Genomic DNA, 12,802 nt, shown 5'->3' with positions numbered 1-12,802 from the left:
CGGAATCCGGATCATGGCCGCACAGTTTGTCACGCCGTCCGGCGTACTCACGTGACCACCACGTGAGTACGCCGAAGGCGGGTCAGCCGGTGATGCCGCGCCAGAAACCGCAGTGGTGTTCGCGGTCGTAGCGGGCGGGGCCGACGCCGCCCTGGCTCTTCGGCTTGAGGCTGAGCACGGTGCCGGCCTTGCCGAACACGGGCCAGGCGGGAGCTCCTTGGGCGCGCGGCTTGCCCGTGTGGGCGAACGAGGTCCAGTAGCCGACCATCTGCCCGGCCAGGCGCCACTGCTCGGACGTGAGCCCCGGCCACGGGCGGCCGCCCAGGTCGAACAGGTAAGGCAGCTCGCTGGCGTGCTGCGCCCCCGGCGGGAAGCCGGCGGGGATGTCGCCGATGTTCGGGGCCTTCGCGTCGGCGAACTCGTAGGCGTACACCTTGGTGCGGGCGGTCATCGCCCGGTCACCGGCCAGCGTGGGGCACGCCCATGAACTGTCGTTGCTCACCGTCGCCCACGCCAGGCCGGGGCTTCTGTAGTCCGACAGCGGGTACTTCTTCAGCACCGCTCCCGCCTTCTCCCCGAACGCGCCCTTCACCAGCTTTGGATAGTTCTCGGCGGTCACCGGGTACCCCGCCTTGATGGCGCCCGCGACGAACCCGTTGGCTTCGTCCTTGGTGCCTCCCGACAACACCGGCACCCGCAGGAATCTGCCCTTCCGCAGCGCCTGCGCCGGTTCGAGCGGCAGCAGCGGCGTTCCGTACGCGAGGTTGCCGGCGAAGGTGTCGTTGACCTTCATCAGCTCGGAGACCGGCTTGTCCCGCAGGCACTCCAGCTCCTTGCCCGCCGCGCAGCCGAGCCTCTTGGCGGCCTCCTTGCCGGTCGCGTAATTCGCCTTGAGCGAGGTGTAGGGCGTGAACGACGGCATGCCGGGAATCGGGATGTACGTGCCGCTGCGCCATTCGATCATGCAGGATCCCGACTGGACGACGGCCTTGTCGACCAGCCCGCGCGTGGCCGGGGAGGTCAGCAGCGCGCAGGTGCTCATCCCGCCGGCCGACTCGCCGAGCATCGTGACGTTCCCCGTGTCGCCCCCGAACGCGGCGGCGTTGCGCTTGACCCACCTCAGCGCCTCGAGCTGGTCGGCCAGCATGAACGTGCCCGAGCCCGGCAACCCGCTCAGCCCGAGCAGCCCGAACGCGCCCAGCCGGTAGTTGATCGTCACCACCACCACGTCGCCCTGGTCGGCCATCCGCCGGGCGCCGTAGTCGCCGCCGGAGCCCGTGGTGTAGCCGCCTCCGTGCACCCACACCATGACGGGCAGCTTCTTGCGCGACGGCTTCGCGGGAGCGGTGACGTTGAGGAAGAGGCAGTCCTCCTTACCGATCTGCTTGCCTCCCTCCGCCTGCACGCACTTCGGGGCGGGCTTGGTGGCGTCCGCCACCCCCTTCCACGGTTTGGCCGGCACCGGCTTCTTCCACCGCAGCTCGCCCACCGGCGGCTGCGCGTAGCGGATCCCGGTGTACGTCCTGACCGTGCCGTCGTCCAGCCCTCGGATCCGGCCCGTGTCGAGTTGGACGAGTAACGCCCTCATCTGCTGGTCCGAGGCCACGGCCTGCGTGGCGCACGCGGCCACGGACAGGCAGCCCGTGGCCGCCACGGCGGACCAGCGTACGAACGACGACGACCTCATGACGACTCCTTCTCCCCCGACAACTCACTGACCTGGCCGATCCGGCCGGGTCCGTCCCAGTGTGGTGGGGGCGGTGCGCTCGCCGGGACCTGCGAAAGTCCCGGGCCGGCGAGCGGTCGTCGCGACTTTCGTCGTCCCAGGGGGGCCACAAAGTAGGGGCAGGGGCCGCGCCGCCAGCGCGGCGTCGTCCTCCAGCTTGGCCGGATCCTCGGCGCTCAGCTCGCCGCGCTCGCGCGCCTGCCTGGCCTCAAGGAGTTCGGGTGGGCGCAGGAGGCCGCCGACGTGTTCGGCGTGGGGGAGTGTCGCGGGCATACGTCCTCCTCGGTGTCGGGGCGGAGGGAAAGGCCGCGCGGCCGTGAGGTCAGCGTCCGACCTCACTCTCCGCCGAGGGACGGGAGCCGTCCACCCCCCGCACCGCCGGCCTGAATCTCCACGTCCGCCTCTCGCGCCGGCCGCCGGGGAACCAGCCAGAGCGTGAGCGGGGCCGACAGCAGCGCGACCACGCAGGCGGCGTTGAGCGCGGCCGGCATGCCGAACACCTCGCTCACGGCGGGCCCCGCGAAGGCGCCGACCATCGTCGCGGCGGCCTCCAGAGTGAGGAACGCCGAGCTGACGCGGCCGAGCAGCCCTTCGGGCGTCGTCCGCTGCACCCAGGTCTGCACGGACACCAGCACGGTCACCGCGGGCAGCCCGAGCAGCACGGCCGCGAACAGCGCGACGGGCAGCGCGGTGCTGTTGAACAGCAGCGCGAACGCGGCCGCGACGAGCGCCTGGCCGGCGGCGACGGTCGTCCTGGCCGAATGGCGGTCGGCGAGCCTGCGGCTGAGGGGAGCGCCGATGAGGAAGCCGAGCCCCAGCGCGGACAGCAGGTAGCCGACCTCCACGCTGCCGCCCAGCCGGGTCACGCCGAACGGCACGAGCAGGGCGGTGAGCGCCGCGTTGGCCAGCAGGTAGAGGCTGTTGGTCGCGAGAAGCCCGCGGGTCGCCGCGGCGTGGCGTACGTGGCGCAACCCCAGGCCGATGCCGGCGAGCACGTCGCGCGCGGCCGCACCGGGGTCGCGGGGGCGGGCCGAGGTCATGGCGATGGCCGCCGCCGACAGCAGCCCGGCGGCGGCGCTGGCCGCGACGACCGCGCCGATGCCGTGGAACGCGAACAGCAGCCCGCCGAGCGGCGGACCGCCCAGCGCGACCACGCCGGTGGTGACGGCGCTGAGCGCGTTCGCGCTGGTGAGGGCCGGCCCGGTGCCCACCACGGCGGGGATGTGAGCCTGGGCTGCGGGGCGGAAGACGACGGCCGCGCTGCCCTGGCCGAGCACGGCCACGTAGACCAGCCAGATCGTCTCGGGTGTCCTGGCGAGCAGCGCCATGCTGATCGCCACGACGTGCACGAGGTCGGTCGCCACCATCAGGCGGCGGCGGTCCCACCGGTCGGCCAGCACCCCGGCGAACGGGCCCAGCAGCAGCGAAGGAAAATATTCGAATGCCAGGGTGACGCCCGTCGCCAGCACCGAGCCGGTGACGGCGAAGACGTGCGCGGGGATCGCGACGACCAGCATGCTCGTCCCCAGCCCTGCCACCGCTCTGGCCGCCCACAACAGCCGGAAGTCCCGCACCCGCAGAGCCCGCAACATCTCACGCCCCCCATCGCTTGTGTTCTCACAAAAGAGAAACGGCCATGGACTATTCTGTCAAGATATGAGCGTGGATCATGCGGAACTCGGCCGGCGACTGCGCAGCCGCCGGGCGGCACTCGGCAGGACCGTCGCGTCGGTGGCCACCGACGCGGCGCTGTCGGTGCCCTACGTGGCCAACCTGGAGAACGGCCGGGGCAACCCCACCCTGTCCGCCCTCGACCGGCTCGCCGAGGCCCTCGGCGCCCGGCTGACGGTCACCTTCGCCGGCCCCGGGAAGGAGGAGACCTCCTCCGCGCCGCCGCCGTCCCTCGTCGAGTTCGCGCGCACCCGGCGCTTCCGGCGCCAGGCCGGATCCCTGGCCACGCTGCTCGGCGAGGACGACCGGGTGACGAGGGCCAAGCTGGTGGACGCACTCGCCGCCGTCGCCGGGCCACTCGACCGGGACCTGCACGAAGGGGACTGGCAGCGGCTCCTCGACGCCCTCGTGCTGATCCTCGCCCACCCGGCCTCATGACCCACGCCTCCCGCTCGGGGGCTCAGGCGCTCACGTGGGGCACCCGTCGTGCCGGCCATGTGCGCTGTGCTCGTGGCGCCGGTCGCGGGCGCTGTGCTACGCGTACCCGCCGCCCCCGTGCCAGGAGTGCCACAGCGCGGCATACGTGCCGCCCGCCGCCACGAGCTCGTCGTGCGTGCCGAGTTCGGTGAGCCTGCCGTCCTGCAGCACCGCCACCCGGTCGGCGTCGTGGGCGGTCTGGAGACGGTGGGCGATCGCGATGACGGTGCGTCCGGCGAGCACGGCTGCCAGCGCGCGTTCCGTGTGCCGGGCGGTGCGCGGGTCGAGCATGGCGGTGGCCTCGTCGAGGATGAGCGTGTGCGGGTCGGCCAGCACCACGCGGGCCAGGGCCAGCTGCTGCACCTGCGCACCGTCCAGCCGCTCGCTCTCCTGGCCCGGTTCGGTGTCCAGGCCGTCGGGGAGCTCGTCCATCCAGTCCGCCCCCACGGCGGCCAGCGCGGCGCGGAATTCGTCGTCGGTGGCCTCGGGCGCGGCGATCCGCAGATTGTCGCGTACGGTGCCGAGAAACATGTGATGTTCCTGGGTGACGAGCATGACCCGCTCGCGCAGCCGGGCGGGGTCGAGCCCGGCGACCGGCACCCGCCCCACGGTCACCGACCCGGAGCGCGGCACGTCCATGCCCGCCAGCAGCCTGCCCAGCGTCGTCTTCCCCGCTCCCGACGGCCCGACGACGGCCAGCCGCTCGCCGGGCCGTACCGTCAGGTCCACCCCGTGCAGGACGTCGGGGCCGTCGTCGTACGCATAGCGCACGCCGGACACCTCCAGCCGGTCGTCGGCCGGCTCGGGGGCCGAGGCGTCACGGTCCGCACGAGGGGCCAGGCCCGCGCCCTCCACCCGGGCGAAGGAGGCGGCACTGCTCTGGAGGAGTTCCAGGTTCAGCAGGATGACGTCGAGCGGCTGGGAGAGCTGGCGCAGGTAGAGCGCGGCGGCGACCACCGTGCCCAGCGACACGGAGCCCTGCCCGAGCAGCACGCCCCCGGCGAGCAGAACGGCGACCACCGGGATGGCGTAGGAGACGTCCACGATGGGGAAGAGCACACTGCGCAGGGACAACGTACGGGTGCGGGTCTCCCGGCACCGGTCGATCGCCTCCTGGCAGGTCTCGAGGCGGCGCGGGCCCAGCCCCAGTGCCTCCACCGTGCGGGCCCCCGCGCTGGTGGCCGCGAGCTGCTCGGCGAGCTGCGAGTTGGCGGCCCCCTCGGCGAGGTACGCGGGTACGGCACGGCGCAGATACCACCGGGCGGCGAACCAGATGCCGGTCAGCCCGAGCACGCCGCACCCACCCAGCAGCGGATCGAGGGCCACGACCGCGCCCACCACGAACACGGCCTGCACGACGGCGATCAGCACGTCGGGGCCCGCGCCGCGCAACATGGCGCCCACCGCCGCGACATCTGCGGTGCCGCGCATGGTGAGGTCGCCCGCCCCGGCGCGCTCGACCACGCCCACGGGAAGCGCGAGCACGCGGTCGGTGTACTCCTCGCGGATGCGCGCCAGCGTACGCTCGCCGAAGCGGTGCCCGACGTGGGCGGCATGGCGGGTCAGCACGAACTGGGCCAGCGCGAAGCCCAGCAGCGCCAGCGCCAGCCGGTCCACGGTGGCGACCCCGGCGCCGTCGCGCACATCGTCGATGATGCGGCCGAGCAACCACGGGCCGGCCAGCCCCGCGGCGGAGGCCAGCGCGTTGAGCACGAGCATTGCGGTGAACGCGCGCCAGTCCAGGCGGACGAGCCGGAACGCCGCCCGGCGCAGCCACGAGGAACCGGCCACCGGCAGCCCGCCGCCGGCCGCCGAACCGCCGTCGGTCATCGGGCCGCCGCCGGTCATCGGGCCGCCTCCCTGCGGTCCTCCCTGGCCACCAGCGCGCGGTAGCCGGGCTGCTCGCCCAGCAGGTCGCTGTGACCGCCGGTCGCCACGACGGAGCCGCCGGCCAGGTAGCAGACGGTGTCCGCATGGGCGAGGAGGAGCGGGGACGTGGTGGTCACGACCGTGGTGCGGCCCGACCGTGCCGCGCGCAGCCGGGCCGCGATCGTCGCCTCGGTGTGCGCGTCCACGGCGGAGGTGGGTTCGGCCGAGAGGAGGATCTCGGGGTCGGCCAGCAGGGCCCTGGCCAGGCGTACGCGCTGGCGCTGGCCGCCCGACAGGTTGCGGCCCTGCGCGTCGACGCGCCCGTGCAGCCCGCCGGACAGGCCGCGGACGATGTCGTCCGCCACGGCCGCGTGCAGGGCACGGCCGACGGCGTCGTCGTCCGGGTCGAACCCGCCCGCGACGACGTCGCGTAACGTGCCCGCGAACAGGTCGGCCTCGTTGTCGGCCACCAAGATCCGCGCACGCAGCCGCGCGGGTTCGATGTCGCTCAGCGGGATCCCGCCCCAGGTCGCGGCGGGGACGGCGAATCCGCCGAGCCGGTCGAGCACCGCCGCCGCCTCCGCGGGGCGGGCGCTCACCAGGGCGGTCAGCCGTCCCGGCGTGATCTCGACGCCCGAGACCGGATCGCGCAACACCGACCCGGCGGCGGGCGGGTCCACAAGGTCGTCCTTGGCCGCGGCGGCCGGTTCCAGGGCCAGGAAGCGTACGACCCTGCGGGCGGCGACGATGCCGCGGCTGAGGCCGTAGCCGCCTTCGATGAAGAACGCGACGGGCACGACCAGCACCGCGGCGTAGCCGTAGACGGCCACCAGCTCGCCCGCGGTGAGCTCGCCCTGCGCGGCCATCCGGGCCGCCAGCCAGGTCACCGCGCCGAGGAACAACGTGGGCAACCCCACCCCGAGCGCCTGGATCCAGCTCGTCACCGCGCCCACCCGGTAACCCTGCTCCCTCAGGTCCTGGGAGCCGCGGCGGTAGCGCTCGGCGTACACGTCCTTGCCGCCGACGCCGTTGAGGACCCGCAGCCCCGCGGCGATGTCACCGAACCGGGCGGCGAGCTCGCCCTGCCGCACGCGGTAGCCGGTCTCGGTGCCCCGCAGCCGCCCCAGCAGCGGGCCGAGCACGACGACGAGCAGCGGCACGCCCAGCAGGACCACCGCCGCGAGCAGCGGTGAGACGGACAGCAGCAGCCCGGCCACGACGACGTAGGCGAGGACGGAGCCGACGCCCGGGCCGGTGACGGTCAGCGCCTCGGACATCATGGCCACGTCGGTGAACCCGATCGTGACCACCTCACCGGCCGTGACCCGGCGTGGCAGCACCGCACCCAGGCGGGTCGCCTGCAGGGCCAGCACCTGCACGGAACGGAACGCGGCGTCCATCCGCACCCTGGTCATCGTGCGGTGCCGCATGATGGCCAGCCACGCCGTCAGCACCCCGTAGCCCAGCAACGCCGCCGCCCATCCGGACAGCGCGGACCAGTCGGCCTGCGCCAGCCCGTCGTCGATGGCGCGGGAGAGCAGGTAGGGGGCCAGCGTCAGGCAGACCGTCCAGGCGGTGCCCAGCAGGGCGCCGGCCGCGACCCTCCCGCGCTGGCTGGTGACCAGCCACCACAGGTAACGCCCGGCGCTCCGGCCGTCGGGGACGCCGGGATCCATGGTCATGGGAGGACCCTACGCGCCGATCCCGCGGGCCGATCTGCCGGTTCGCGCCGGGCGTAGGGCCGGTCAGGGGATCAGGACGACCTTGCCCGTCGTCGCCCGGCTTTCCAGCGCGGCGTGCGCGGCGGCGGCCTGCGCCAGCGGGAACGTCTGGACGGCCGGCGTCAGCGTGCCGTCGGCGGCCGCCGCCAGCGCGCGGGCCTCGTACGCGGGCCTCTGCTCCGGCCTGCTGATCAGGATCATCAGGGCGTTGGTCACCGTGAGATCACGCTCCTTGAGCATCTCGGGGGCGGGCTGGAAGTCCTGCTGGGAGGCGTTGCCGATGATGAGGTGGCGCCCGCCGTCGGCCAGCAGCTCGAACGCGGCCCGCGCCTTGTCGCCGCCGACCCCGTCGAGCAGGGCGGTGACCGTGCGGCCGCCCAGCCGCTCGGCCAGCGAGCGTTCCCAGCCGGGCTCGTCGTAGTCGACAGCCAGATCGGCACCGAGCGAGCGTACGGCCGCGACCTTGGCGGGGCCGCCCGCCGCGCCGATCACCGTGGCGCCGAGGGCGTGCGCGTACTGGACGACCAGGCGGCCGATCCCCCCGGCGGCCGAGGTCACCAGCACCACGTCGTCGGAGGTCAGCTTGGCCACGTCGAGGAACTCGAGAGTCGTACACCCGGTGACGACCATGGCGACGGCCGTCTCGTGTCCCAGCCCGGCGGGCAGCCGGTGCACCGACGCGACGTCGGCGACCGCCAGCTCGGCGTAGCCTCCGGGCTGTCCGGCGGAGGTCACGACGTCGCGCCCGATCCAGGAGGGGCCGACGTCCGGGCCCACCGCGTCCACCCGGCCGGCCACCTCGCCGCCGAAGATGGCCGGCAGCTCCGGCAGGGGCGGCAGCGAGTCGCTGACCATGCCCGAGCGCATCATGGTCTCCACCAGGTGCACGCCGGCCGCTTTGACGGCGATGCGCACCTGGCCGGGGCCCGGCTCGGGGTCGGGGACGGTCTCGTAGCGCAGATTGGCGGCCGGGCCGAAGGCGTGCAGGACGACGGCGTACATGGATGTTCCCCCTCAAGGCGTAAATCGGTTCTCCGAGCGTGCAACCTCAACTCAACTTGATGTCAAATCAACCCGTACTGCGATCCTTGTAACTCTTGAGTTCTTGTTTGACAATGTTCCGCGTCTGACAACAAGCCTGACGGAGAGGTGTGTCACGATGCGAACATCCGACTGGCCACGTAGGGCGACCCGCTGGACACAGCTGACGCTGGCCGAGGACGACCCGGCGCATCTCGATGTCGACTTCTGGACCTCCGTGATGCGCGACAGCAGGTCGAACGCGGTCTGCGTCAGTGCCGGCGGCTACATCGCCTACTATCCGACCCGCATCCCTTTCCACCACCGCAGCACCCACCTCGGTGACACCGACCCCTTCGGCACGCTCGTGGAGGCCGCCAGAGGGCTGGGCATGCACGTCATGGCCCGGGTGGACCCGCACGCCGTGCACGCCGACGCCGCGCGGGCGCATCCCGAATGGCTGGCGTGCGACGCGCAGGGGGCGCCCATCGAGCACTGGTCGCATCCCGGCATCTGGCTGACCTGCGCCTTCAGCGCCTACCACCGGGAGTTCATCACCGAGGTGGCCCGCGAGATCGTCCGCGAGTACGACGTGGACGCGATCTTCGCCAACCGGTGGGAGGGCTACAGCGGCATCTCCTACAGCGAGGCCGCGCGGCGCTCCTTCCGTGACGACACCGGGCTCGACCTGCCGCTGCGCGAGCGTGACCCGTCCGACCCCGCCTGGCCCGTCTACGTGGCCTGGCGCCGGCGCAGGCTCAGCGAGCTGGTGTCGATCTGGGACGCCGCCGTCAAGGACCTGCGGCCGCACGCCCGCTTCATCCCCAACCTGGGCGCCTTCGCCGCCCGCGACCTCGAACCGGAGCTGGTCGAGCGGGTCTGTCCGATGTTCGTGGTCGACAAGCAGGGCCGTTCCGGTATCGAGGCGCCGTGGGTGGCGGGCCGGGTCGCCAAACGCAGCCGAGGGCTGTTCCCCGACCGGCCGGTCGGGCTGATCGCCTCCGTCGGGCCCGAGCACCACCAGCATCGCTGGAAGGACTCCGTGGCGCCGCCGGAGGAGGTGACGACGTGGATCGTGGACGGGTTCGCGCAGGGTGCGCTCCCGTGGTTCACGAAGTTCAACGCCACCGTCTCCGACCCCCGATGGGTGCCTGCGGTGGTCACGGCGTTCGGCCTGCACGCGCGGCTGGAGCCGGTGTTGTCGGCGATGCCGGTCAGCGCCGAGGTCGCGCTGCTCGACCCGAGCACCACCGGGCAGCTGCGGACGGGGGCGGCGCACACCTCCCCCGATGACGACGGCTTCTACCAGGCGCTGGTGGAGGCGCGGATCCCGTTCGACCTGGTCGCGGCCCAGGCGTTGTCCGCCGAGCGGCTGCGGCCGTACAAGGTGCTGGTCCTGGCCAACAGCGAGCAGCTCAGCGACGAGCAGTGCGCGGTGATCCGCGCGTACGTGGCCGCCGGCGGCGGGCTGGTGGCCGCGCACCAGTCGTCCCTGTACGACGAGCACGGCGCTCCGCGCGACGGCTTCGGCCTCGCCGACGTGCTGGGCGTCGACCTGGTCCAGCCCGTCCGGGGCCCGGTGAAGAACAACTACATCGCCCTGACCGGCGAGCACCCGGTGAACGCCGGCTTCGGGGGCGCCGGACGCGTCATCGGCGGCACCCGGCTGCTGAGGGTGGAGGCCCGCGAGGGCACACGGGTGCCGTTCCGCTTCGTGCCGGACTTTCCCGACCTGCCGATGGAGGAGCTGTACGCCCGCGAGGAGCCGGACGCCCCCGCCGTCGTCGTCGGAGAGGGCCAGGGCCGGGTGGTCTACTTCGCGTTCGACCTGGGGGCGGTCTTCTGGGAGGCGCTCCAGGCTGACCACGGGCGGTTGATCGCCAACGCGGTGCGGTGGACGCTCGGCGGCGAGCCGGCCGCGACCGTGCGCGGGCCCGGCCTGGCCGACCTCGCCGTACGCCGCGACGAGGACGGCGTCGCGGTGACCGTGGTCAACCTGAACAACCCGATGGCCATGCGCGGCGCCATCAGGGAGACGATCCCGCTGCCGCCGCAGACGGTCAGCGTCGCCCTGCCGCCGGGCGCCCAGGGGGCCACGGCGCGTCTGCTGGTCGCGGACACCGAGACCGCCGCCGAGGTTCGCGACGGCCGCGCGGAGGTGCCGCTGACCGGGGTCGAGCTCATCGAGGTCGTGCACCTGACCTGGACGCGCTCATGAGCGGGCGGCCGTGGTGGCGGGAGCCGTTCCGGATGTTCCAGACCAACCTCCGCGAGATCGACGCCGGGCTCGACGTGGAGCGGGTGCTCGACGACCTGGAGGAGTACGGGGCGAACGCCTGGCTTGTCAGCGTCGGCGGCATCCTGTCCAACTACCCGACCCGCCTGGACTTCCAGACGCGCAACCCGTACCTCGCTGAGCGGCCGTCGGGTGACCTGGTGGGCGACGCGGTCGAGGCGGCCCGCCGCAGGGGGGTGCGCGTGCTGGCCCGCATGGACTTCTCCAAGATCGACCACCGGCGGGCCGAGGAACATCCCGAGTGGTGCTTCGTCGCCCCCGACGGCGCGGCCCAGGTCTACAACGGCCTGACGAGCGTCTGCCCGAGCGGCGGCTACTACCAGGTCAAGCTGTTCGAGGTGATCGGCGAGGTGCTCGACCGGTACGCGGTCGACGGCTTCTTCCTCAACTGGATGTCGTTCAACGAGGTCGACTACAGCCGCCGCTACTGGGGGGTGTGCCACTGCCTGGCCTGCGCCCGCCGCTACGCCGAGCAGGTGGGCGGGGACCTGCCGCAGGGCCGGGACTCGCCCGGATACCTGCGCTGGCGGAGGTTCGCGCACGACACGCTCGACGACCTGCACGCCCGGATCAGAGCGGCGATCGCCGGCCGGCGCCCCGACGCGGCGCTGATCCTGGGCGAGCACGCCGACATCGTCTTCCACGAGGCCAACAACGCCGTCGGCCGGCCGCTGTGGCACCACCGCACCAGCGAGCACGTCAGCGCGGCCAAGTCGTACCGGCCGGACGTGCCCGTGCTGGTCAACTCGGTGGGGTTCGTGGACATGCCGTACCGGATGGCGGGGGAGGAGCCGTACCACTTCGCCCAGTACCTGCTGCAGGCGATCTCCCGGGGAGCGGTGCCGTCCACGTACGTCATGGGGACGCCCGGCGACAGCCCGTACGAGTGCCTGGAGATCGGGGGCGAGATCACCCGTTTCCACCGCGACCACCCGGGCGTCTACCGGGATCTCGTGTCCGAGGCGCGCACGCTGCTGGTGCGCCCCGACCCGCTGAAGGGCGATGTCGCGGAGGCCGTCTCCGAGTTCCAGGGGCTCTACTTGGCGCTGCTGGAGCGGCATGTGCCGTTCGACGTGCTGCCGGAGGACAAGCTGCAGGTGAGCGACCTGTCCAGATACCGGCTGGTCGTGCTCCCGGATCTCGGCCCGATCGGGGCGGCGGGCGTGCTCGACGCGTACGCGGCGGCCGGAGGGACGGTGCTGGCCACCGGCTCGGCCGGCTTCGACGCGGACGTGGCGCAGCTCGCGTGCCTGCCCGTGACCCGCCGCCTGGCGAGCAGGGAGAGCGAGGAGGCCACCCGCTCGCTGCACCTGCGCGGCGACAGGGGAATGGTGCCGGTGATCGGCGCCTTCCACGTGGTCGAGCCCGCCGGGCGGGCGGAGACGGGCTTGTTCGCGCTGTCCAGGGCCAGGTACGGCCCGCCGGAGAAGTGCCACGGCCACCGCGAGACCGGCCATCCCGGCTGGCTGGGCGCCCGGTACGGCAAGGGCGCGGGCGTGCTCATGCCGTGGACGGTCGGCCGGGGCTACCGGGAGACCGGGCTGAGCGCGCACCGGGACCTGTTCGCGGACCGCGCGCTGGCCGCCGCCGAGGGGCTGGCGGTGGAGACGGACCTGCCGGAACAGGTGGAGATCGTCCCCGCCCGCTCGGCCGCCGGGCACGTGATCCACCTGCTCAACCGGTCGGGCGACGCCGACCGGCGCTTCCGCCGCCCGGTGCCGATCGGGCCGTCGTGGCTGACGCTCCCGTGGCCGGAGGAGCGGCGGGTGCGCGCCCTGCGCGCGGGCCGTGACCTGAAGATCTCCGAGGGCCGCGTACGGCTGCCGGAGCTGGGCCTGTACGAAGTCCTGGTGATCAGCCCGAAGGATTGTCAAACAAGTATTCAGGACCTATTGACGATCACGTAAGACAACTGAACACTATGGCTTCACCTAGCCCCTGTGAGAAGGACGGGAGTAACAGTGATGAGCGGACTCGATCGGCGGGCATTCCTGAAGGTGGCGGCGGCGGGGGCGCTGGGGG

At 73.0% G+C, this 12,802-nt stretch carries 9 protein-coding genes; 3 read left to right on the top strand and 6 right to left on the bottom strand.

Translation table 11 applies throughout. The features are described 5' to 3' along the window. Positions 1-82 precede the first annotated feature (82 nt). The 3 genes from GUY59_RS33475 to GUY59_RS33465 all read right to left on the bottom strand — a co-directional run bounded on the left by GUY59_RS33475 (position 83) and on the right by GUY59_RS33465 (position 3,318). Positions 83-1,687 carry a carboxylesterase/lipase family protein gene (locus GUY59_RS33475; protein ID WP_138201688.1) on the bottom strand — a complete coding sequence of 535 codons (1,605 nt, stop codon included), beginning with the start codon at positions 1,685-1,687 and terminating at the stop codon, positions 83-85. 24 nt (positions 1,688-1,711) lie between these two features. Further along, on the bottom strand, positions 1,712-1,999 hold the full coding sequence (locus GUY59_RS33470; protein WP_138201689.1) for a hypothetical protein: 288 nt from the start codon (positions 1,997-1,999) through the stop codon (positions 1,712-1,714). Between the two features lie 62 nt (positions 2,000-2,061). After that, the gene (locus GUY59_RS33465; protein WP_138201690.1) at positions 2,062-3,318 is read right to left on the bottom strand and encodes an MFS transporter; all 1,257 of its coding nucleotides are present in this window, start codon (positions 3,316-3,318) and stop codon (positions 2,062-2,064) included. Positions 3,319-3,382: 64 nt separating this feature from the next. Between GUY59_RS33465 and GUY59_RS33460 the strand changes: the two genes are divergently transcribed. Then, a complete protein-coding gene (locus GUY59_RS33460) occupies positions 3,383-3,835 on the top strand; it encodes a helix-turn-helix domain-containing protein (protein ID WP_161714826.1) in 453 nt (150 codons plus the stop codon). Between the two features lie 96 nt (positions 3,836-3,931). Here GUY59_RS33460 and GUY59_RS33455 read toward each other — a convergent pair whose 3' ends face one another. The 3 genes from GUY59_RS33455 to GUY59_RS33445 all read right to left on the bottom strand — a co-directional run bounded on the left by GUY59_RS33455 (position 3,932) and on the right by GUY59_RS33445 (position 8,466). Beyond that, a complete protein-coding gene (locus GUY59_RS33455) occupies positions 3,932-5,722 on the bottom strand; it encodes an ABC transporter ATP-binding protein (RefSeq protein ID WP_236667754.1) in 1,791 nt (596 codons plus the stop codon). Beyond that, positions 5,719-7,425, bottom strand: coding sequence for an ABC transporter transmembrane domain-containing protein (locus tag GUY59_RS33450; RefSeq protein ID WP_138201692.1), 1,707 nt, complete (start codon positions 7,423-7,425; stop codon positions 5,719-5,721). Before GUY59_RS33450 ends, GUY59_RS33455 begins: the two co-directional genes overlap by 4 nt. A 63-nt stretch (positions 7,426-7,488) precedes the next feature. Continuing rightward, positions 7,489-8,466: a zinc-binding dehydrogenase gene (locus GUY59_RS33445; RefSeq protein ID WP_138201693.1), complete on the bottom strand. Its 978-nt coding sequence runs from the start codon at positions 8,464-8,466 to the stop codon at positions 7,489-7,491. Positions 8,467-8,623: 157 nt separating this feature from the next. Here GUY59_RS33445 and GUY59_RS33440 point away from each other — a divergent pair, with 157 nt between their 5' ends. Together GUY59_RS33440 and GUY59_RS33435 are read left to right on the top strand one after the other, a co-directional pair. After that, positions 8,624-10,702: a family 10 glycosylhydrolase gene (locus tag GUY59_RS33440; protein WP_138201694.1), complete on the top strand. Its 2,079-nt coding sequence runs from the start codon at positions 8,624-8,626 to the stop codon at positions 10,700-10,702. Further along, positions 10,699-12,687, top strand: coding sequence for a beta-galactosidase trimerization domain-containing protein (locus GUY59_RS33435; protein ID WP_138201695.1), 1,989 nt, complete (start codon positions 10,699-10,701; stop codon positions 12,685-12,687). The genes GUY59_RS33440 and GUY59_RS33435 overlap by 4 nt, the downstream gene beginning before the upstream one ends. Positions 12,688-12,802: the final 115 nt, after the last annotated feature.

It is taken from the genome of Nonomuraea sp. K271 (assembly GCF_009908215.1).
GTDB lineage: Bacteria > Actinomycetota > Actinomycetes > Streptosporangiales > Streptosporangiaceae > Nonomuraea > Nonomuraea longispora.
The sequence above is the reverse complement of the archived record's forward strand: the minus strand, read 5'-3'. Positions and strand labels throughout refer to the sequence as shown.

Bases quoted from the DNA above. Each gene is read 5' to 3' on its own strand.
- GUY59_RS33460 (WP_161714826.1), top strand. From the start codon at position 3,383: ATGAGCGTGGATCATGCGGAACTCGGCCGGCGACTGCGCAGCCGCCGG.
- GUY59_RS33445 (WP_138201693.1), bottom strand. From the start codon at position 8,466: ATGTACGCCGTCGTCCTGCACGCCTTCGGCCCGGCCGCCAATCTGCGC.
- GUY59_RS33435 (WP_138201695.1), top strand. From the start codon at position 10,699: ATGAGCGGGCGGCCGTGGTGGCGGGAGCCGTTCCGGATGTTCCAGACC.
- GUY59_RS33440 (WP_138201694.1), top strand. From the start codon at position 8,624: ATGCGAACATCCGACTGGCCACGTAGGGCGACCCGCTGGACACAGCTG.
- GUY59_RS33450 (WP_138201692.1), bottom strand. From the start codon at position 7,425: ATGACCATGGATCCCGGCGTCCCCGACGGCCGGAGCGCCGGGCGTTAC.
- GUY59_RS33475 (WP_138201688.1), bottom strand. From the start codon at position 1,687: ATGAGGTCGTCGTCGTTCGTACGCTGGTCCGCCGTGGCGGCCACGGGC.
- GUY59_RS33465 (WP_138201690.1), bottom strand. From the start codon at position 3,318: ATGTTGCGGGCTCTGCGGGTGCGGGACTTCCGGCTGTTGTGGGCGGCC.
- GUY59_RS33455 (WP_236667754.1), bottom strand. From the start codon at position 5,722: ATGACCGGCGGCGGCCCGATGACCGACGGCGGTTCGGCGGCCGGCGGC.
- GUY59_RS33470 (WP_138201689.1), bottom strand. From the start codon at position 1,999: ATGCCCGCGACACTCCCCCACGCCGAACACGTCGGCGGCCTCCTGCGC.